The sequence below is a fragment of the Streptomyces sp. JNUCC 63 genome, from assembly GCF_054366325.1.
In genome coordinates, this window is sequence record NZ_CM135963.1 from 6,414,317 (window position 1) to 6,435,345 (window position 21,029).

Consider the following 21,029-nt stretch of genomic DNA (forward strand, 5'->3'; position numbering starts at 1 on the left):
GTCACCTCACTTGGTGAGGGCGCAGGCGGCCAGGGAGTCCAGACCCTGCGGCTTGGTCGACGTACGGCCGATGGCGATGGCGATGCGGTCGATGGTGGACTTCCGCTTGTCCTTGAGCGGGCCGAGGATCGCGTTCTGCACGAAGTTGGGGCCGCCCTGTCCGACGGTGTTCCGCAGGCGGGTGTTGGCCTCCTGGACCTGGGTGTCGAGCAGGGCGAGGTTGCGGTCGGTCTCGGCCTGGGCGGAGGCGGGGACCGCCGGGAGCTGGGACTTCACGTCGGGGCAGGTGATGGTGCCGGCGGCGGCGTTGCCGGCGTTGTTGTCGGCCGCGTTGCCGTTGTTGCCGGTGTTCGCGCCCGCCCCGTTGCCGTTGCCGCCCGCGTTGCCCGCCGCTCCTCCGGTCGAGCCCGTGCTGCCGCCCTGGTCCAGGGTGCACGGCGCGAGCGCGTCCAGGCCCTGCGGCTTGGCGGCCGTACGGCCGATCGCCGTCGCCATCCGGTTGATCGTGGCCACGCGCTTGTCCTTGAGCGGGCCGAGGATCGCGTTCTGCACGAAGTTGGGGCCGCCCTGTCCGACGGTGTTCCGCAGGCGGGTGTTGGCCTCCTGGATCTGGGTGTCGAGCAGGGCGAGGTTGCGGTCGGTCTCGGCCTGGGCGGAGGCGGGGACCGCCGGGAGCTGGGACCTGACGTCCGGGCACGTGATCGTGCCGGGGCTCGCCAGGGTCCGGGCGTTCTGGGCGCCGCCCTGCCGGGGCGTCTCCCCGGCCAGCGCGGAACCGGCGACGACCGCGCCGGACAGCACCACCGCGGCCGCGCCGCCGATGAACGCGACGCGGCGCTTGTCGTACTTCGGAAGAGCCCTGGACATACGGATGCCTCACTCGGATCGGGGGTGTCTGTCTGGCAAACGCGGCGCCTGCGTTCTGCGAGAGATACGGGAAAGCGGTTGTCCTCGTTCAAGGAGTGGCGGAGGAGTTTCGCAAGCACCTTTCGAAACCCGCGGCGCCACGCCGCGCCCCGCCGAGATTGACGAATCATGCGGAGTTCTGCATACTCATGCATGTCAGCGAATGCAGTGTGAGGAGAAACCCGTGACCGAGCGCGTCGTACTCGCCTACTCGGGCGGTCTGGACACCTCCGTCGCCATCGGCTGGATCGCCGAGGAGACGGGCGCCGAGGTCATCGCCGTTGCGGTCGACGTCGGCCAGGGCGGCGAGGACCTGGACGTCATCCGCAAGCGCGCGCTCGCCTGCGGTGCCGTCGAGGCCGAGGTCGCCGACGCCAAGGACGAGTTCGCCGACGAGTACTGCCTCCCGGCGATCAAGGCCAACGCCCTCTACATGGACCGCTACCCGCTGGTCTCCGCCCTGTCCCGGCCGACCATCGTCAAGCACCTGGTCGCCGCCGCCAAGAAGCACGGCGCCACCACCGTCGCCCACGGCTGCACCGGCAAGGGCAACGACCAGGTCCGCTTCGAGGCCGGCATCGTCGCCCTCGCCCCCGACCTGAAGTGCATCGCCCCGGTCCGCGACTACGCGATGACCCGGGACAAGGCCATCGCGTTCTGCGAGGAGAAGAACCTCCCGATCGCGACCACCAAGAAGTCCCCGTACTCCATCGACCAGAACGTCTTCGGCCGCGCCGTGGAGACCGGCTTCCTCGAGGACATCTGGAACGCGCCGATCGAGGACATCTACGAGTACACCCAGAACCCGGCCGTCTCCCGCGAGCCCGACGAGGTGGTCATCACCTTCAAGGAGGGCGTCCCGGTCGCCATCGACGGCAAGCCCGTCACCGTCCTGCAGGCCATCCAGCAGCTCAACGAGCGTGCCGGCGCCCAGGGCATCGGCCGGATCGACATGGTCGAGGACCGCCTGGTCGGCATCAAGTCCCGCGAGGTGTACGAGGCTCCGGGCGCGATCGCCCTGATCACCGCCCACCAGGAGCTGGAGAGCGTCACCGTCGAGCGCGAACTCGCCCGCTACAAGCGGCAGGTCGAGCAGCGCTGGGGCGAACTCGTCTACGACGGCCAGTGGTTCTCCCCGCTCAAGCGGGCTCTGGACGGCTTCATCAACGAAGCCAACCAGCACGTCTCCGGCGACATCCGCATGACCCTGCACGGCGGTCGCGCGGTCGTCACCGGCCGGCGCTCCGAGGAGTCGCTGTACGACTTCAACCTCGCCACCTACGACACCGGCGACACGTTCGACCAGTCCGCGGCCAAGGGCTTCATCGACATCTACAGCCTGTCGTCGAAGATCGCCGCGCGGCGTGATCTGGCAGGCGGAGCCTGACGTAGACCTGGCGTAACCCCCGCGGGTCACCTCGCACGCATCAACCTGACAACCGCCTCCTCACCTGCAAGGGTGGGGAGGCGGTCGCACAGAGACATCTCCCGAGGAGCAACGCAGTGAGCAGCAACAGCGGTGACGTACGGCTCTGGGGCGGCCGTTTCGCCGACGGTCCCGCCGAGGCCCTGGCGAAGCTGTCCGCGTCCGTCCACTTCGACTGGCGGCTCGCGCCCTACGACATCGCCGGCTCCCGCGCCCACGCGCGCGTGCTCCACCAGGCGGGTCTGCTCACGGAGGACGAGCTCCAGCGCATGCTGGCCGGGCTCGACCGGCTCGAGGCGGACGTGGCCTCGGGCGACTTCACCGGCACCATCGCCGACGAGGACGTCCACACCGCCCTCGAGCGCGGCCTGCTCGAGCGTCTCGGCCCCGACCTCGGCGGCAAGCTGCGCGCCGGCCGGTCCCGCAACGACCAGGTCGCCACCCTCTTCCGCATGTACCTGCGCGACCACGCCCGGATCATCGGCGGCCTGATCGCCGACCTCCAGGACGCGCTGATCGGCCTCGCGGAGGCCCACCCGGACGTGGCCATGCCCGGCCGCACCCACCTCCAGCACGCCCAGCCCGTCCTCTTCGCCCATCACGTCCTCGCGCACGTCCAGTCCCTGGCGCGGGACGCCGAGCGGCTGCGCCAGTGGGACGAGCGGACGGCGGTGTCGCCGTACGGATCCGGAGCGCTCGCGGGCAGCAGCCTCGGCCTGGACCCCGAGGCGGTGGCACGGGACCTCGGCTTCGAGCACGGCAGCGCCGGCAACTCCATCGACGGCACGGCCTCCCGGGACTTCGTCGCCGAGTTCGCCTTCATCACCGCGATGATCGGCGTGAACCTCTCCCGGATCGCCGAGGAGATCATCATCTGGAACACGAAGGAGTTCTCCTTCGTGACCCTGCACGACGCCTTCTCCACCGGCTCCTCGATCATGCCCCAGAAGAAGAACCCGGACATCGCGGAGCTGGCCCGCGGCAAGTCCGGCCGGCTGATCGGCAACCTGACGGGTCTCATGGCGACGCTGAAGGCCCTGCCCCTCGCCTACAACCGCGACCTGCAGGAGGACAAGGAGCCCGTCTTCGACTCCTGCGACCAGCTGGAGGTCCTGCTCCCTGCGTTCACCGGCATGATCGCCACCCTCACCGTCCACCGCGAGCGCATGGAGGAGCTGGCCCCGGCTGGCTTCTCGCTGGCCACGGACATCGCGGAGTGGCTGGTCAGGCAGGGCGTGCCGTTCCGGGTGGCGCACGAGGTCGCCGGAGAGTGCGTGAAGGTCGCCGAGGCCGAGGGCAAGGAGCTGGACGAGCTGACCGACGAGCAGTTCGCGAAGATCTCCGCCCACCTGACCCCCGAGGTGCGCACCGTCCTCGACGTCCCCGGCGCCCTCGCCTCCCGCAGCGGACGCGGCGGCACCGCCCCGAGCGCCGTCGCCGTCCAACTCGCCGAGGTCAAGGCGGACGTGGCGGCCCAGCACCAGTGGGCGAACGCCAAGAAGTAGCGGTACACACGTCCCGGGGCGTCGCGGGTTAAGTTGGTCCGCAGCCGTAAGGAACCGACCGAACGGAGCCCGCGATGCCCTTCGCCCGACTGGCCTCGGCCACGACTCCCACCTGCCACGTCGGCCTGGGGCTCGCCGCGGTCGGGCGGCCCGGTTACATCAACCTCGGCCGGGACCGGGACCTCCCGGCCGACCGCACCGTCGACGCCCTGCGCGAGCGCACCCACGAACTCCTGGACGCCGCCTACGCCCAGGGCGTGCGCTACTTCGACGCCGCCCGCTCCTACGGCCGCTCCGAGGAGTTCCTCGCCGACTGGCTGAGGGCCCGCCCCGACGCCGACGACGTGGTGATCGGCAGCAAGTGGGGCTACACCTACACCGCGAACTGGACCACCGACGCCGAGCGGCACGAGGTCAAGGACCACAGCCTCGCCACCTACGAGCGGCAGCGCGCCGAGACCGCCGAACTGCTCGGCGACCGCCTCGACCTCTACCAGATCCACTCGGTGACCCCGGACAGCCCCGTCCTCACCGACAAGGAACTGCACGCACGCCTCGCCGAGGCCGCCGCGCAGGGCCTCACCATCGGCTTCTCCACCAGCGGGCCCGCCCAGGCCGACGCCATCAGGGCCGCGCTCGCCGTGACCGTCGACGGCGAACGCCTCTTCCGTACCGTCCAGTCGACGTACAACGCCCTGGAGACCTCCGCGGGACCCGCCCTCGCCGAGGCGCACGACGCCGGCCTCACGGTGATCGTCAAGGAGGGCATGGCCAACGGGCGCCTCGCCGAGCCCTACGCCCCCGAGCCCCTCAAGGCCGTGGCCCAGGAGACGGGCCTCGGCTGCGACGCGGTCGCCCTCGCCCTGATCCTGCGCCGCCCGTGGGCCGGGGTCGTCCTCTCCGGCGCCGCCACCCTCGGCCAGCTCGCCTCCAACCTGCACGCCCCGGCCGTGGACCTCGACGAGGGACAGCTCACCCGCCTCGACGCGCTGGCCGAGGACCCGCAGGCGTACTGGCAGCGACGCGGACAGCTGCCCTGGCACTGAGCCTCACCGCACTTCTCCGAGTACGAGACAGTGAGACACGCACGCCTATTGTGAGACATCAATGTCTCACATGGGCTATTGTTGTCTCATGGCCGTCGATCGTGACCACGTGCTGCGCAGCGCAGCCGCCCTGCTCACCCACAAAGCCACCGCCACCATGGACGAGGTCGCCAGAGCGGCCGGGATCAGCCGGGCCACGCTGCACCGCCACTTCGCCGGGCGGGAAGCACTGGTCAGGGCGCTGGAAGCGCTCGGCATCGAGGAGTGCGAGGCCGCCCTCGACGCGGCCCGCCTGGAGGACGGGCCGGCCGCCGACGCCGTACGGCGACTGGTCCGCGAGTTCGAGCCGGTCGCCGGGCTGCTCTCCTTCCTCTACACCGAGAACCAGCTGTTCGAGGGCGAGGAGCAGAACGAGGGCTGGGCCCGGCTCGACGAGCGCATCTCCGAACTGTTCCGGCGCGGCCAGCTCAGCGGCGAGTTCCGTATCGACCTCACCCCGGCCTGGCTCACCGAGGCGCTGTTCGGACTGCTCGCCTCCGGCGCCTACGTCGTCCTGAGCGGCAAGGTCGCCCCCAAGGACTTCCACCACATGATCGTCGAGCTGATGCTCGGCGGCGCACTGCGCACAGAAGAACCACGGAACGAGGAATCATGACCAGCACCCTGCGGCCGGCCGACGTGGAGGAGGTGGAGAAGCGTCCGGGCCGCTGGCTCGCGCTCTCCGTCCTCGTCCTGGCCGTGCTGCTGGTGGCCGTCGACGCGACCGTCCTCGGTCTCGCCACCCCTTACATCAGCGAGGACCTCAGGCCCTCCGGCACCCAGCTGCTGTGGATAGGGGACATCTACTCGTTCGTCATCGCCGGCCTGCTGGTCTCCATGGGCAGCCTCGGCGACCGCGTCGGCCGCAAGCGCATCCTGCTCGGCGGCGCCACGGCGTTCGGCGCGATATCCGTCCTCAACGCCTACGCCACCACACCCGAGCTGATGATCCTGGCCCGGGCACTGCTCGGCGTCGCCGGCGCCACCCTGATGCCCGCCACGCTCGCCCTGATCCGCAACCTCTTCCACGACCCGCGCGAGCGCAGCCTCGCCGTCGGCATCTGGGGCGCGACCGCATCGGCCGGCACGGCGGTCGGCCCGATCGTCGGCGGAGTCCTGCTGGAGCACTTCTGGTGGGGCTCGGTCTTTCTCATCAACCTGCCCGTGATGGCGGTGCTCGTCCTGGTCGGCATCCGGCTGCTGCCCGAGTCCCGCAACCCCAGCCCGGGCCCCTGGGACCTGGCCGGCGTCGTACTGTCGCTGGTCGGCATGGTCGGTGTCGTCTACGCCGTCAAGGAGGCCGCCGCGCACGGATTCACCTGGACGGTCCTCGCCACGGGCCTGCTGGGCGCGGTCGCGCTGTACGGCTTCGTCCGCCGCCAGCTCACCCTGCCGGCCCCGCTGCTGGACATACGGCTCTTCCGCAGCCGGGGCTTCTCCGGCGCCGTCCTGGCCGACCTGCTGACCGTGCTCGGCATGTCCGGTCTGGTGTTCTTCCTGTCCCAGTATCTGCAACTGGTGCAGGGCAGGCGGCCGTTCGAGGCGGGCCTAGCCGAAGTACCCGCCGCCGTGGGCGCGGTGGCGGCCGGTCTGGTCGCCGGCCGGGCGGCCCGGCGCTTCTCCGTGCGGGTCGTGGTCTCCGGCGGACTGGCCGCCGTGGGCCTGGCGCTGGCCGTCCTGACCACCCTCACCCGGTCCACCGGCTACCCGCTGCTGGGCACCGCCCTGCTGGTGGTCGGCGTCGGCGCCGGCTTCTCCTTCACGGTGACCGCGGACGTGATCCTGTCCGGCGTACCCAAGGACCAGGCGGGCGCGGCCTCGGCGGTCTCCGAGACGGCGTACGAACTCGGCGCGGCCCTCGGCATCGCCCTGCTCGGCTCCATCGTGACGGCCACCTACCGGGACTTCACCGGCCCGGCGGGCACACCGCCCGCGGCCCGTGAATCCCTGGGCGGTGCGGTGGAGGCGGCGACGACCCTGCCGCCCCACACCTCCGAGGCCATGCTCCACGCGGCCCGGGACGCCTTCCTCCACGGCCTCCACCTGGCCTCGGGAGCGGGAGCGGCGGTCCTGCTGGCAACGGCACTGGCCGCATGGTTCCTGCTGAAGGGCCAGAGGCTGTAAGGGGCGTGGTTACGCAGCCTTCGCCTTCGTGGCGTACATGTCGACGTATTCCTGGCCGGACAGCCGCATGACCTCGGCCATCACGGAATCCGTCACCGCCCGCAGCACATACCGGTCCCGGTCCATCCCCTCGTACCGGGAGAACTCCATCGGCTCACCGAAGCGGACCGTGACCCGGCACGGCCGCGGCATCCCCGCCCCACCCGGCTGGATCTTGTCCGTGCCGATCATCGCGAACGGCACCACCGGCGCCCCGGTCATCAGCGTCAGGCGCGCGATACCGGTGCGCCCCCGGTACAGGCGGCCGTCGGGGGAGCGCGTGCCCTCGGGGTAGATGCCGAAGATATTGCCCTCCTCCAGGATCCGGCGGCCCGTCATCAGGGCCGCGACCCCGCCCTTGCCGCCGTCGCGGTCGACCGGGATCATGCCGACCCCGGTGAAGAACCAGGCCATCAGCCGGCCCTTGAGGCCCTTGCCCGTGACGTACTCGTCCTTGCCGATGAAGAAGACCTGCCGGTCGCAGACGAGGGGCAGGATCATCGAGTCGATGAAGGTCAGATGGTTGCCGGCCAGGATGACGGGGCCGTCGCCCGGGATGCGCTCCGCGCCCTCCACCCGTGGGCGGAACATCAGGCGCATGATCGGGCCGAGCACTGCCTTGATGAACACGAAGCGGGACAACGGGCCCTCCGGTGTCAGAGATGTCGAGGGATTGTGCGGGGGTCTGTGCAGGTGAGGACGATACTCGCGCCCCGGGCCCGATTGCACATCGGGCTCACCGCGTCCAGCGCACTGTTGACATACGTTTACCTGCGCGGGAGGCCCGTAGCACCTCGGTAACCCGTACGGAGCGGTGTGACGGAGGTCGCTCACCGTTCTGGAGGAACGGACCGCGACGCCGGCCACTGAATCCGTCTTCCCGAGCGGGTCCGGGGCATGCCGACGGGGCGTCACCCGTCCTGCCTCTTACGTCCGCTGTGTCCCGTACGGCTCCCGACGACATCCGGAGTCACTCCCGCGTTCGTCACGCGCTCTCCCGGCCGTCACCGTCGCGCACCTACGATCGGCGCGCGCACGACGACACGAGAGCAGGAGGTGCTCATGGGGACGCAGGAGTCGGACGAGCAGGCACGCGGGACCGGACGCCGGGCCGTGCTCGGCGCAGCCGTGCTCGGCGCGGGCGGAGCGGTGCTCGGACTGCCCGGCGCGGCCAGGGCGGCGGGGAACGGCGGGGCCGCCGGAGGGCGGGGCGGCGGGCTGAAGAGCCTGCCCGTGCCGACGATCGTCGGCCACCGGGGAGCCAGCGGCTATCGCCCCGAGCACACGTTCGGCTCCTACGACCTGGCCCTCGACCTCGGCGCCCACGTCGTCGAGGCCGGCGACCTGGTGTCCACCAAGGACGGTCACCTCGTGTGCCGGCACGAACCGGAGATCGGCGGCACCACGGACGTGGCCGACCACCCGGAGTTCGCCGACCGGAAGACCACCAAGGCCCTCGACGGCGTCCCGACCACCGGCTGGTTCACCGAGGACTTCACCCTCGCCGAGCTGAAGAGGCTCCGCGCGATCGAGCGCATCCCGGCCAACCGCCCGCACAGCACCCTCTACAACGGCCGCTGGGAGATCCCCACCTTCGAAGAGGTCCTGACGTGGCAGGACGAGCAGACCCGCAAGCGCGGCCGGCAGGTGTGGATCTACCCCGAGCTCAAGCATCCGACATACTTCCGCAAGCTGGGCCTGGGCCTGGAGGAGCGGGTCGCCAAGCTGCTGCGCAAGTACGGCAAGGACAAGAAGAACTCGCCGGTCATCGTGCAGTCCTTCGAGCCGACCAGCGTCCAGCGGCTGAACAAGCTCGTCGACAACCCGCTCGTCGTGCTGCTGTCGGGCGCGGGCACCCGCCCCTGGGACTTCGTCGAGGCGGGCGACCCGCGCACGGTCGCCGACCTCGTCACCAAGAAGGGCCTGCGGGAGATCGCCTCCTACGCACAGGGCATCGGCCCGACCGCCGACCTGGTCATCCCCAGGGACGCGAACGGCGACCTCACCACGCCGAGCACCCTCGTCCGCGACGCGCACGCCGTGGGCCTGATCCTGCACCCCTACACCGTCCGCAACGAAAACCCCTTCCTGCCGACCAGGTTCCGCAAGGGGACCGCCGTCGACGCCTACGGTGACGTCTTCGGTGTGTTCCAGGCGTACTTCGCCACCGGCATCGACGGGATCTTCACCGACAACCCGGACACCGGACTGCTCGCCCGCGAGGACTTCCTGAGCGGCCGGCACGTCAACCGCTGAACCGCCCCACCCGCCTGGGGTGAACCCCGGCCGTCCCGGCAACCCGCTGCCGGGACGGCCGCGTCGTGCCGCATATGACACACGACATGGTCATCGCCCTGCGCCCGCTGCTCGCCGCCGAGGCCTCGGCGGAGGCACATGCCTCCGGAACGGAGCCCGGCGACCTCGAACAGGCGGTCTGGCTAAGGCTGCTGGAGCTTCTGGAGGCGGACGGCCCGCCGCGTGACCCGCAGGGCTGGCTGCGCGGGGCCGTACGCAGCGAGGCGAGCCACATCCACCGTACGAACAGCATCGAGCAGCCGTACGGCCCGGAACCCGCCGACGACAGCGAGCGCGGTCCCGAACACCTCGCCCTGGCCTCCGCCCACCGCCGCGCCCTGCGCGCGGCGGTGGGCCGACTGCCCGGCCGCTGTTCCCGGCTGCTGGAGGCGTTGTTGTCGCCGCGGGATCTCACCTACCGGGAGATCGCGGGGGAGTTGGGTATCTCACAGGGCAGCCTCGGCCCGGAACGTTCCAGATGTCTGGGATGTCTGCGACGTTTGCTCGCCCCGGAGGTTGCGGCCCGCGAAGCGCGGGGATAGGAGTGAGGGACGGCAGGCGATCAGGTGAGCGGGAGGCGTGCGCACATGGGCATGAGCGTGACCATCTCTGCGGCGACCGAACAGGACGCGGAGCAGATTTTCAGGCTGCAGTACCTGTGCTTCCAGAGCGAGGCGGCCCTCTACGGCAACTACCGCATCGACCCGCTCGTCGAGAGCCTCGACTCGGTCCGTCAGGAGGTGGCCCGGAACTGCGTCTTCGTGGCGCGGCTCGGCGAGGAGGTGGTCGGCTCGGTACGCGGCCGGACCACCGAGGACGGCGCGGCCTCCATCGGCATGCTCTGCGTCCACCCGCGCCTGCAGGGGCACGGCATCGGCGCCCGGCTGCTGCGCGCGGCCGAGTCCGCGCTGGCCGAGGAGCGCGGTGCCACCAGGTTCCGCCTGCACACCGGCCACCGCAGCGAGGGCAGCCTGCGCCTGTACCGGCGCGTCGGCTACCAGCCGGTGGGCACCTCCCAGGGCGCCGACGGCGTCCCGATGATCGTCCTGGAGAAACCGGCCGGCACCTACGCGGCGACCGCGTAGGGCCTGTCCGGCGGATCGGGTCGGCTCCAAGCGGCGGCGCCTCTCGGCCCGGGTGCGCGGGGGCGATGGGGGCCCTTGCCCATCAAGAGCTTGGGGAGAGCGTGCCGGGCCCCGCGGTTCCGGCGTGATCCGCCGGACAGGCCTCGGCCGAGTCGTGGACTCAGGCGGCTTCCGGCTGCTGCTTCCGGGCCTTGCGCAGCCAGTACATGGCCGAGAGCGGAAGCAGCACCGGGATGAAGATGTAGCCCATGCCGTACTTCGACCACACGGTCGCGTCAGGGAAGGCGGACGGGTCGACGAGCGTCCACGTCCCGACCGCCAGTACACCCGCGAGTTCCGCCGCGCAGCACACCAGGGCCAGCCTGCGAGCCGTCTCCCCGCCGCGCACCAGCGAGTACGTGATGAACCCGTACACCACGCCGGCGACGGCCGACAGCGAGTAGGCGAGCGGCGCCCGGTCGAACTCGGTCGCGATCTGGTAGACCGAGCGCGACACCGCGCCGACGACCATCACGCCGTACAGCCAGACCAGCAGCATGCCCGGACCGCTGATGAGCCGAGCCCTGGCCGGCTTCTCCTCCACGGCGGTCATCTCAGCCTCCCCAGATGTCGTAGAGCCGCACCTGCAGCACGGCGAGAACGACACCGCCCGCCGCGACCGTCACCGAACCCCAGCGCGTGCGCTCGGCCAGCGACATGAACCCGGCCGCCGGAACGCACGCGAAGGCGCCCAGCAGATACGCCACGAAGATCGCCGTCCCCTGGTCCGGCTTCTCGCCCCGCGCCAGCGCCACGATCCCGACCACCAGCTGGACCAGGGCCAGCACCGAGACCACGGCCATCCCGATGAAGTGCCAGTCCTTCGTCGGCTGGTCACGGTAGGCCGCCCAGCCGCACCAGGCGGCGAGCAGCAGCGCGGCGACGCCGGTCACCAGCGTCAGGGCATCAAGCATGCTGCGACCTTATTACGGGGCGGACACGCCGCCGCGCCCGGCCCGGCCATGCGGTTCCGGCCGGCCGTCCACGAGCCCGCCGCCGTGGCATTGGCCACAGCCCGGCGCGCCGTGTGCCTCGGCCCCGGTCTCCCAACGGCCGCGGCGGGCCTTGTCGGTACTGGTCATCGGCGTGAACGCCGAGGTCCGTGCCGTGCGGGCAGGGTGTCCACGCGTGTCCAGCATGTGGACAAAGGTGGTCTGTCAGCACCGTAGGTCTGGTTTACTGATCGCATGACCACGACGAGCGACCGCATTCCGGCGACCGAGGCGACCGTGCCGCCCGGTGCTCGTTGTATGCGTGCTGTACGTCGAATGTGTGCCTGCTAGAGGGCCCCTGCACCAGCTGAGCCTCGCGCCCCGAAGCGAGAGCCCGCTCATGACCGCGTCGACGTCCGGTCCGCCGGGCGTTCGCGGCTGAGCCACGCCCCCGCGCACACGTTTCTCCCGGTTTGAGCGCCTCTCGGGAACCGTGCTGCGTTCTGGCTGTACCCGACGATGAATGCCGTGCCCGGCACCCAGGACGTGCCGCGCACTCGACAGTGACGGAAACCCCACGTGATCACCACATCGGGCCTCACCAAGGTCTACAGTTCGCGCGGCCGCGAGATCACCGCGCTCGACGGCGTCGACCTGCACGTCCGCGAGGGTAAGGTGTACGGCGTCATCGGCCAGTCCGGCGCCGGCAAGTCCTCGCTGATCCGCTGCGTCAACCTGCTGGAACGCCCCACCTCCGGCACGGTCACTGTCGCCGGACAGGACCTCACCGCCCTCGCCGGGCGCGGTCCCCGGGCGGGCAAGGAGCTGCGTCGGGCGCGCAGCCGGATCGGCATGGTCTTCCAGCACTTCAACCTGCTGTCCTCGCGCACCGTTCAGGACAACGTCGAGCTGCCGCTGGAGATCCTCGGCAAGTCCGGGAAGGAACGTTCCCGCAAGGCGCTCGAACTGCTCGACCTCGTCGGTCTCGCCGACAAGGCCAGGGCCTACCCCGCCCAGCTCTCCGGCGGCCAGAAGCAGCGCGTCGGCATCGCCCGCGCCCTGGCCGGCGACCCCAAGGTCCTGCTGTCCGACGAGGCCACCAGCGCCCTCGACCCGGAGACCACCCGCTCCATCCTCCAGCTGCTGCGCGACCTGAACCGGCAGCTCGGCCTGACCGTCCTGCTCATCACGCACGAGATGGACGTCGTGAAGTCCATCTGCGACTCCGCCGCGCTCATGGAGAGGGGCCGCATCGTCGAGTCCGGCACGGTGAGCGAACTGCTCGCCACCCCGGGCTCGGAGCTGGCCGCCGCGCTCTTCCCGGTCGGCGGGGACGCCTCCGGCGAGGACCGGACCGTCATCGACGTCACCTTCCACGGCGAGAGCGCCACCCAGCCCGTCATCTCCCAGCTGGCCCGCACCTACAACATCGACATATCGATCCTCGGCGCCGCCATCGACACCGTCGGCGGCCTCCAGGTCGGCCGGATGCGCATCGAACTGCCCGGCCGCTACGAGGACAACGTGGTGCCCATCGGCTTCCTGCGCGAACAGGGCCTGCAGATCGACGTCGTCGACCACACCACGGACCAGCGGCCCACGCTGGTGAAGGAAGGTGCCGAGTGAACTGGACTGAGTTCTCAGCGATGCAGCCGCTGCTGTCCCAGGCCTGTTGGGACACCCTCTACATGGTCGGCTGGTCCACGCTCATCGCCGTCGTCGTCGGCCTTCCCCTCGGCATCCTGCTGGTCCTCACCGACCGGGGCGGGCTGCTGCAGAACGTGGTCGCCAACAAGGTGATCGGGCAGGTCGTGAACATCACCCGCTCGATGCCGTTCATCATCCTGATGGTCGCCCTGATGGGCTTCACCCGCTGGGTCACCGGCACCACGATCGGCCGTGAGGCCGCCATCGTGCCGCTGGCCATCGGCGCCATCCCCTTCTTCGCCCGGCTCGTCGAGACGGCCGTCCGCGAAGTGGACGGCGGCCTGGTCGAGGCCGTCCAGGCCATGGGCGGCAACACCTGGACCGTCGTACGCAAGGTCCTCGTACCCGAGTCCCTGCCCTCGCTGATCTCCTCGACCACCACCACGGTCGTCGCCCTCATCGGCTACACCGCGATGGCGGGCACCGTCGGCGCCGGCGGACTCGGCGACATCGCCATCCGCTACGGCTACCAGCGCTTCGACACCCAGCTGATGTGGATCACTGTGGGGATCCTCGCCGTGGTCATCTCGGCCATCCAGTTCGCCGGCGACTTCGCCGCCCGCGCCCTGCACCGCCGAGCCGGCCGCTCCGGACCCGGGCCGAGGCTGCGGCTGCCGAAGACGAAGGAGCCGGCGGCCTCCGACGTGAGCAAGGTCGCCTGAGCCCACCCACAGACCCTCCCCTCCCTCCCCGTCCGCCCACCCGTCGCCCGACCACCACCCCTCAACGACGGCGCTTCGCGCCGACGCCCCTGAATCCAGGGACCGCACCACCAAGGAAAGGCACTTTTCGTGCGTAACACCGCCAAGATCACCGCTGCTGTCCTGGCCACCGGAGCCCTCACCCTCGGGCTCACCGCCTGCGGCTCCGGCTCGGACTCCGACTCCTCCTCCAAGGCCGACGCGAACGCCACGCTGACGGTCGCCGCCACCCCCACCCCGCAGGGCGAGATCCTCAACTACGTCAAGGACAACCTGGCGGAGAAGGCCGGCCTGAAGCTGGAGGTCAAGGAGTTCACCGACTACGTGACCCCGAACACGGCCGTCCAGCAGGGCCAGGTCGACGCCAACTACTTCCAGCACAAGCCGTACCTCGACGACTTCAACAAGAAGAACGGCACCGACATCGTCCCGGTCCCGGGCGGCGCCGTGCACCTGGAGCCGCTCGGCGTGTACTCCAAGAGCGTCAAGCAGCTGGCCGACCTGAAGAAGGGCGCCACCGTCGCGCTGCCCAACGACACCACCAACGAGGCCCGCGCCCTGAAACTGCTCGAGGCCAACGGCGTCATCAAGCTCAAGGCGGGCGCCGGATACGACGCGACCCCCAAGGACGTCGCCTCCAACCCGAAGAACATCAAGTTCAAGGAGCTGGAGGCGGCCCAGCTGCCGCGCTCCCTCGGTGACGTCGACGCCGCGGTGATCAACGGCAACTACGCGCTGGAGGCCAAGCTCAGCCCGGCCAAGGACGCGCTCGCCGCCGAGTCCGCCGAGGGCAACCCGTACGCCAACCTCCTCACCGTGAAGAAGGGCAACGAGAACGACCCGCGCGTGGAGAAGCTGGTCAAGCTGCTCACCTCGCCCGAGGTGAAGAAGTTCATCGACGACAAGTACGACGGCGCGGTCGTCCCGGCGTTCTGATCCGCACGCCTGTCCGCACAGCGCCCGCCACGTACGGCCACGCACGGGGTCCGCTCCCTCACCGGGGGTGGACCCCGTGGTGCGGTTCAGTGCTTTCATGCTGCATGCTGGGCAGTTCAGCAGGCCCTGACGGTTTTTCCGAAGGTTACGGAGCGGCGCATGACTAGCACCTTCCCCAGCATCTCCATCAGCACGGAGCGGTTGGTGCTGCGTCCCCTGGAGGAGGACGACGTGCCCGCCTTGGCCGAGATGATGAACGACGAACAGGTCGCGGCCTGGACCGACGTCCCCCAGCCGTTCACCGAGGACAGCGCCCGCGCCTGGATCACCGAGCACGCCCCCGCCGAGCGCACCGCCGGCCACGGCTTGGACCTCGCGGTCGCCGAGTTCATCACCCAGCGACTGGTCGGCATCATCCAGCTGACCAGGACCGACTGGCACGTACGGTCCACCGAACTGTCGTACGTCGTCGCCCCCTGGGCCCGCGGCGAGGGCTATGCCTCCGAGGCCGCGCTGGCCACCGCCCAGTGGCTCTTCCGCGACCAGAAGTTCGAACGCATCGAGCTGCGCACGGCCGCCGACAACACCGCCTCCCAGCAGGTGGCCCAGAAGATCGGCTGCATCAGCGAGGGTGTGCTGCGCAACGCCTGCATAGCGCACGTCCGCACCGAGGACGGCACCTGGACCGACATGCGGACCGACTACATCGTGTGGAGCCTGCTGCCGGAGGACCTGGAGGGCGCGGGCGAACAACTCGCCGACACCGGCGGTTTCACGTCGTTCCCGGACTGGAACTGACACGCCGGAACGGCGGGCTCCCACGCCCTGCCGCGCACCGTACAACTCCACCGGGTACTCTCACGGGGCCCGCCCGCGGGCACCCGTACCCTGATGACCTGCGCAATCCTGGAGACTGACGACGATGGCCGACCGGGTCACGGTGATCGGCTGGGACGGTTCGCCGTTGACCGACGCGGCGCGCGGCGCGCTGGGCGCCGCCACCCTCGTGGCGGGAGCCGCCCACCACCTGGCGCTGCCCGAGGTGCCGCCCACCGCCGAGCGCGTCCGCCTCGGCAGCGTCGCCCTCGCCGCCCGCCGTATCGCCGCCCACCGCGGCACCGCCGTGGTGCTCGCCGACGGCGACCCGGGCTTCTTCGGGGTCGTACGGACCCTGCGCGCACCCGAGTTCGGCCTGGAGGTCGAGGTCGTACCCGCTGTGTCGTCCGTGGCCGCCGCCTTCGCCCGCGCCGGGATGCCCTGGGACGACGCCCAGGTGGTCGTCGCACACAAGCGCACGCTGCGACGCGCGGTGAACGTATGCCGCGCCCACACCAAGGTCGCCGTGCTCACCGCCCCCGGCGCCGGACCCGCCGAGCTGGGCCTGCTCCTGGAGGGCGTCCACCGCACCTTCGTCATCTGCGAGGAACTCGGCACCGAGCGCGAACAGGTCAGCGTCGTCACCTCCGACAAGGCCGCCGACCACACCTGGCGCGACCCCAACGTGGTCATCGTCATCGGCGGCCGGGGCGGCGCCGGGGGCGGCGGCTGGATCGCCGGACGCGATCCGGGCACCGGACCGCGCGGCTGGACCCAGCCGGCCGAGGCCTACGGCGGTGGACTCGGCGAAGGAGAAACGGATCTGCTCCGGGCCGCCCAACTGGCCCGCCTCGGGCCGCGCGTCGGCGACCTGGTGTGGGACATCGGCTGCGGCAGCGGCGCCTTCGCCACCGAGGCCGCGCGCGCCGGCGCCGCCGTCATCGCCGTCGACCGCGACCCGGAGGCCTGCGCCCGCACCGAGTCGGCCGCCCTCCGGTTCGGCGTCCGGCCGCAGGTGGTGCACGGCAGCGCCCCGCACATCCTGGAGAACCTGCCCGAACCGGACGTCGTCCGTATCGGCGGCGGGGGAGCGGCCGTGGTCTCCGCGGTCGCCGACCGGCGCCCGCAGCGGATCGTCGCCCACGCCGCGACCCGGGACGCGGCCGAACTCGTCGGCCGCGACCTCACCGAGCACGGCTACCGGGTCGAGTGCGCCCTGCTGCAGTCCGTCGCACTCGACACGCGCGCGTGGACGGAGAAGGAGCGGAGCGTGGTGTTCCTGCTCAGCGGGGTGCTGCCCGAACGTGCCCCGTGATCGGGTTGTCGTACCGCGCGCTGTAGGCTGGCCGATCGTTGTACCGCACCGGGTGGTCCGGAAGTTCGTTCGTCAATGTCCGGAAAGCCCACCCGTTTTGGGGCGTGTGTGGTACGGCAGGACGGGAGGGCGCGCAACGTGGCGCAGTCCACAGCGGACTGTAGCGGATCACGCTGTCGCGGCGGCCGGACGACCGCGAGAATGCCACTCAATGGCTTTGTCGCCTTTTCCGGACGGGTTGTTCGTGCCGCGGGGCGCGGACGCTCGTTCTTCACTACGGGGCGGTCGGTGCGCCGTTCCGGGTGAGCTGGTCGTAGGAGCACGAAACCGATGGGCGAGGGGTACGCATGACCGACACCGGCCAGGTCCCGGGCGAGGGGCTGCCGGAGAGCGCAGGCATGGTGGATCAGCCGGGCGTCGCCGCGCACGGTGCGTACACCTATCTCTCCGAGTCTCCCGCCGAGGACGAAGACCTGCTGCTGCCCGGCGCCCAGGGCGCGTGGGGCAACGAGGTGCCCCCGCCCGCCCCGGAGCCGGTCGTCGAGGCCGTCCACGAGCCGGGGCCGCACGAGACCTCCGGCCGTGACAGCGGCTCGGTCGACCTCACGGGCGTACGGCACCCCGACCCCGCGGGGCCCGCCGTGCCGATGCCTCCGCGCCGGCCGCTGCACCTCGGGCCGCCGATCCCGGACGTCTCCGCGAGCCCGGTCCGCTCCCTGGCCGACCGCGGCCCCGCGGGCGCGCCGGTCCGGCACCCCGGACCGTCCACGGCCGGTCCCGAGTACCTCGACGTCCCCCAACTGCGCGAGATGGCCCCGCAGGGCGCCGCCCCCTGGGGCGCCCAGGCCACCGCGGCGACCCCGGCGACTCCGCCGGTCGGCGCGGGGGCGACGGCTGCGGAAACGGTTGCCCCGGACCCGGACCCGACCAACGCGGCCCAGGCCGCGGTGGCCCGCCTCACGGCCGAGGCGGGCGGGCAGGGGCCGGTGGGCGGTCAGGTGCCCGTCGGCGCTGCCCTTGGCCCGGTGGACGGTCAGGTGCCGGATGCCGGGATTGTGCCCGGTGGTGCGGTCGAGGGGGTGTATGCCCCGGAGGGTGAGCAGGTGCCGGCCGGCGCTTCCGTTGGTCCGGTGGACGGTCAGGTGCCGGATGCCGGGATTGTGCCCGGTGGTGCGGTCGAGGGGGTGTATGCCCCGGAGGGTGAGCAGGTGCCGGCCGGCGCTTCCGTTGGTCCGGTGGGCGGTCAGGTGCCGGATGCCGGGATTGTGCCCGGTGGTGCGGTCGAGGGGGTGTATGCCCCGGAGGGTGAGCAGGTGCCGGCCGGCGCTTCCTTTGGTCCGGCGGGCGGTCAGGTGCCGACGGCCGAGGTTGTGCCTGACGGTGCGGCGGAGGGCGCGGCTGCCGCCGAAGCCGGGCAGATGCCCGGGGCGGGCGAGACCGCTCCGAGCGGGCAGGTGCCGGAGGCCGGGACTGTGCCCGGCGGTGCGGTCGAGGCGACGTATGCCCCAGAGGGCGTCCAGGGCCCGGCGGACGGCCAGGTGGCCGAGGCCGGCCAGGAGCCCGTGGGTGCCCGGACCGCTCCCGGCGAGCAGGTGCCCGAGGCCGGGCACGCGCCCGGCGGTGCGGCCGTGGCCGTCCATGCCGAGGAGACCGTCGAGGTCGTGGACGCGGGAGACGCGGGAGAGCCCGCCCACGCCGTGCCTGTCGCCGAGGCGGAGCCGCAGCCCGGGACCGGCCACGAAGGCGTGCCCGCGGATCAGGGCCCGGGCGGGACCGCTCCGGGGGCCGTTCAGGTCCCGGCAGCCGTTCCGGCCTCCGAGGCGGGCCACGAGGACGCCACCGAGGCGCCCGCCGCTGCCCAGGATCCGGCCGGGACCGGGACCGCGGCCGTGCCGGAGACCGCGTCCGCAGCCGACGCCGCGCAGCCGTCGGCTCAGAACGCCGTGCCTCCCGCCGACGCCCGGGCGGCGGAGCAGCCGCACCCCGAGGCCCCGGAGACCGGCCCCCAGGACGCAGTCCCCGCCGCTCACATCGCGGACCCCACCGTCCACGATCCGAACACACCCGAGTCCGCCGACGCCGCGGCCCCCGAACCGTCCGATCCCCAGCCCCAGCCCCAGCCGGCCGAACCCGAAGCGGTCACCCCCGGCATCCCGCTGCAGCTCCAACCCGGCCAGCCTCTCGGAGAGTTCGTGCCGGTCGAGGGCTCGGTGCCCACCACCCCGCACCTGGCCCCCACCCCGCAGGAGTCCGCCGCCACGGTCCCCGCACCCCGCGACGGCGCCGCCGCCGTACCCGGTGAGGAGCCCGGCCCCGAGGCACAGGACACCGGCCAGGAACGGAAGCCCGCCGGCCCGCACGCGCCCGCCTACGACGACGCCGAGCGCGAGGCCGTGCTCAAGGTGATCCGCGAACGCCGAGACATCCGCAACGGCTTCCGCAGCGACCCCATCCCGCACGAGGTGCTGCTCCGCGTCCTGGAGGCGGCCCACACGGCACCCTCCGTGGGCCACTCGCAGCCCTGGGACTTCGTGGTCATCCGCTCCGCCGAAACCCGGCGCGCGATGCACGAGCTGGCCATGCGTCAGCGCGAGGCGTACGCCAAGTCGCTGCCCAAGGGCCGGGCGAAGCAGTTCAAGGAACTCAAGATCGAGGCCATCCTCGACACCCCGGTGAACATCGTCGTCACCGCCGACCCCACCCGCGGCGGACGGCACACCCTGGGCCGCCACACCCAGCCGCAGATGGCGCCGTACTCCTCCGCGCTCGCGGTCGAGAACCTCTGGCTCGCCGCCCGCGCCGAGGGCCTGGGCGTCGGCTGGGTGAGCTTCTTCGACGAGCGTGAGATGGTCCGCGCCCTGGGCCTGCCCGAGCACCTGGAGGCCGTCGCCTACCTGTGCGTGGGGTACGTCGACGAATTCCCGGAGGAACCCGAGCTGATGCAGGCCGGCTGGTCCAAGCGCCGCCCGCTGTCGTGGGTCGTGCACGAGGAGACGTACGGCCGCCGCGCGCTGCCCGGCGAGGACCCGCACGACCTGCTCGCCGAGACCGTCGCCCAGATCCGCCCGCTGGACGCCAAGGCGCTCGGCGAGGCCTGGGAGCGGCAGAAGCGCATGATCAAGCCGGCCGGCGCACTCGGCATGCTGGAGATCATCTCCGCTCAGCTGTGCGGGCTGTCCCGCCAGTGCCCGCCGCCGATCCCGGAGCCCGCGGCCGTCGCGGTCTTCGCCGGCGACCACGGCGTGCACGCCCAGGGCGTCACCCCCTGGCCGCAGGAGGTCACCGCCCAGATGGTGGCCAACTTCCTCGGCGGGGGAGCGGTCTGCAACGCCTTCGCGAACCAGGTGGGTGCCGAGGTCTGCGTGGTCGACGTGGGCGTCGTCGCCGACCTCCCGGCCACCACCGGCCTGCTGCCCCGCAAGGTCCGCGCGGGCACGTCCGACATGACCGCCGGCCCCGCGATGACCCGCGAGGAGGCCAAGAAGGCCATCGAGGTCGGCATCGAGACCGCCCGCGACCTGGTCGCGGCCGGCAACAAGGCCCTGCTCACCGGTGAGATGGGCATCGCCAACACCACGGCGTCCGCCGCGCTCATCTCGGTGTTCACCGGCGCCGACCCGGCCGAGGTGACCGGCCGGGGCACGGGCATCAACGACGAGACGCTGGTCCGCAAGACCGACGTGGTCCGCCGCGCCCTGGAACTGCACCGGCCGGACCCGGCCGACCCCATCGGTGTCCTGGCCGCGGTCGGCGGTTTCGAGCACGCGGCCATGGTCGGCCTGCTCCTGGGCGGCGCCTCCCTGCGTACGCCGGTGATCCTGGACGGCGTCAGCGCGGGTGCCGCCGCACTGGTCGCCCGTGCGATCGCGCCCGAGGTCCTGGCGGCGTGCATCGCGGGTCACCGCAGCGCCGAGCCCGGGCACGTCGCCGCGCTCAACAAGCTCGGCCTGCGCCCCCTGGTCGACCTCGACCTGCGCCTCGGTGAAGGAACGGGCGCGCTGCTCGCCCTGCCGCTGGTGCAGAGCACGGCCAGAGCGATGCACGAGGTGGCGACGTTCGACTCGGCGGGCGTCACCGAGAAGTAGTGCCGCGGGGCCGGCGGGTTCGCGCTCCTGCGC

The 21,029-nt window shown here is 71.7% G+C and carries 18 protein-coding genes; 14 read left to right on the plus strand and 4 right to left on the minus strand.

The features are described 5' to 3' along the window. Positions 1-6 precede the first annotated feature (6 nt). Positions 7-867 (minus strand): hypothetical protein, encoded by an 861-nt coding sequence (locus ACX25U_RS29545; RefSeq protein ID WP_454384475.1) that lies wholly within the window; start codon positions 865-867, stop codon positions 7-9. Between the two features lie 223 nt (positions 868-1,090). Between ACX25U_RS29545 and ACX25U_RS29550 the strand changes: the two genes are divergently transcribed. The 5 genes from ACX25U_RS29550 (at position 1,091) to ACX25U_RS29570 (ending at position 7,046) form a co-directional block, all read left to right on the plus strand. After that, the gene (locus ACX25U_RS29550; protein ID WP_454384477.1) at positions 1,091-2,293 is read left to right on the plus strand and encodes an argininosuccinate synthase; all 1,203 of its coding nucleotides are present in this window, start codon (positions 1,091-1,093) and stop codon (positions 2,291-2,293) included. Between the two features lie 116 nt (positions 2,294-2,409). Continuing rightward, entirely contained in the window at positions 2,410-3,837 is a 1,428-nt protein-coding gene (gene argH / locus ACX25U_RS29555) for an argininosuccinate lyase (protein ID WP_454384479.1), read from the plus strand. Positions 3,838-3,911: 74 nt separating this feature from the next. Continuing rightward, a complete protein-coding gene (locus ACX25U_RS29560) occupies positions 3,912-4,883 on the plus strand; it encodes an aldo/keto reductase (protein ID WP_454384481.1) in 972 nt (323 codons plus the stop codon). Positions 4,884-4,971: 88 nt separating this feature from the next. Then, complete coding sequence (locus ACX25U_RS29565) at positions 4,972-5,538, plus strand: TetR/AcrR family transcriptional regulator (protein ID WP_454384483.1); 567 nt, start codon at positions 4,972-4,974, stop codon at positions 5,536-5,538. Next, positions 5,535-7,046, plus strand: coding sequence for an MFS transporter (locus ACX25U_RS29570; RefSeq protein ID WP_454384485.1), 1,512 nt, complete (start codon positions 5,535-5,537; stop codon positions 7,044-7,046). Before ACX25U_RS29565 ends, ACX25U_RS29570 begins: the two co-directional genes overlap by 4 nt. Positions 7,047-7,055: 9 nt before the next feature. Here the strand turns inward: ACX25U_RS29570 and ACX25U_RS29575 are convergent, their stop codons facing one another. Next, positions 7,056-7,727 carry a lysophospholipid acyltransferase family protein gene (locus tag ACX25U_RS29575; protein WP_454384487.1) on the minus strand — a complete coding sequence of 224 codons (672 nt, stop codon included), beginning with the start codon at positions 7,725-7,727 and terminating at the stop codon, positions 7,056-7,058. 420 nt (positions 7,728-8,147) lie between these two features. On the opposite strand from ACX25U_RS29575, the gene ACX25U_RS29580 reads away from it, so the two are divergent. The 3 genes from ACX25U_RS29580 to ACX25U_RS29590 all read left to right on the plus strand — a co-directional run bounded on the left by ACX25U_RS29580 (position 8,148) and on the right by ACX25U_RS29590 (position 10,465). Next, complete coding sequence (locus tag ACX25U_RS29580; RefSeq protein ID WP_454384489.1) at positions 8,148-9,341, plus strand: glycerophosphodiester phosphodiesterase; 1,194 nt, start codon at positions 8,148-8,150, stop codon at positions 9,339-9,341. A gap of 74 nt (positions 9,342-9,415) precedes the next feature. Beyond that, a complete protein-coding gene (locus tag ACX25U_RS29585; protein ID WP_454384490.1) occupies positions 9,416-9,922 on the plus strand; it encodes an RNA polymerase sigma factor in 507 nt (168 codons plus the stop codon). Positions 9,923-9,967: 45 nt separating this feature from the next. Beyond that, positions 9,968-10,465: a GNAT family N-acetyltransferase gene (locus ACX25U_RS29590; RefSeq protein ID WP_454394571.1), complete on the plus strand. Its 498-nt coding sequence runs from the start codon at positions 9,968-9,970 to the stop codon at positions 10,463-10,465. Between the two features lie 160 nt (positions 10,466-10,625). On the opposite strand, the gene ACX25U_RS29595 is transcribed toward ACX25U_RS29590, so the two are convergent. Together ACX25U_RS29595 and ACX25U_RS29600 are read right to left on the minus strand one after the other, a co-directional pair. Then, positions 10,626-11,057 (minus strand): hypothetical protein, encoded by a 432-nt coding sequence (locus tag ACX25U_RS29595; RefSeq protein WP_454384492.1) that lies wholly within the window; start codon positions 11,055-11,057, stop codon positions 10,626-10,628. Position 11,058: 1 nt separating this feature from the next. Next, positions 11,059-11,418: a hypothetical protein gene (locus ACX25U_RS29600; RefSeq protein ID WP_454384494.1), complete on the minus strand. Its 360-nt coding sequence runs from the start codon at positions 11,416-11,418 to the stop codon at positions 11,059-11,061. Positions 11,419-12,015: 597 nt separating this feature from the next. On the opposite strand from ACX25U_RS29600, the gene ACX25U_RS29605 reads away from it, so the two are divergent. The 6 genes from ACX25U_RS29605 (at position 12,016) to cobT (ending at position 20,996) form a co-directional block, all read left to right on the plus strand. Further along, positions 12,016-13,062: a methionine ABC transporter ATP-binding protein gene (locus tag ACX25U_RS29605; RefSeq protein WP_454384496.1), complete on the plus strand. Its 1,047-nt coding sequence runs from the start codon at positions 12,016-12,018 to the stop codon at positions 13,060-13,062. 20 nt (positions 13,063-13,082) lie between these two features. Beyond that, positions 13,083-13,805, plus strand: a complete 723-nt coding sequence (locus ACX25U_RS29610; protein ID WP_454394573.1) for a methionine ABC transporter permease — start codon at positions 13,083-13,085, stop codon at positions 13,803-13,805. Between the two features lie 129 nt (positions 13,806-13,934). Beyond that, positions 13,935-14,780: a MetQ/NlpA family ABC transporter substrate-binding protein gene (locus ACX25U_RS29615; RefSeq protein ID WP_454384498.1), complete on the plus strand. Its 846-nt coding sequence runs from the start codon at positions 13,935-13,937 to the stop codon at positions 14,778-14,780. 159 nt (positions 14,781-14,939) lie between these two features. Then, positions 14,940-15,578 (plus strand): GNAT family N-acetyltransferase, encoded by a 639-nt coding sequence (locus tag ACX25U_RS29620; protein ID WP_454384500.1) that lies wholly within the window; start codon positions 14,940-14,942, stop codon positions 15,576-15,578. Between the two features lie 124 nt (positions 15,579-15,702). Continuing rightward, the gene (cbiE, locus tag ACX25U_RS29625) at positions 15,703-16,911 is read left to right on the plus strand and encodes a precorrin-6y C5,15-methyltransferase (decarboxylating) subunit CbiE (protein ID WP_454384502.1); all 1,209 of its coding nucleotides are present in this window, start codon (positions 15,703-15,705) and stop codon (positions 16,909-16,911) included. A 347-nt stretch (positions 16,912-17,258) separates the two neighbouring features. Further along, on the plus strand, positions 17,259-20,996 hold the full coding sequence (gene cobT / locus ACX25U_RS29630) for a nicotinate-nucleotide--dimethylbenzimidazole phosphoribosyltransferase (RefSeq protein ID WP_454384504.1): 3,738 nt from the start codon (positions 17,259-17,261) through the stop codon (positions 20,994-20,996). Positions 20,997-21,029 lie beyond the last annotated feature (33 nt).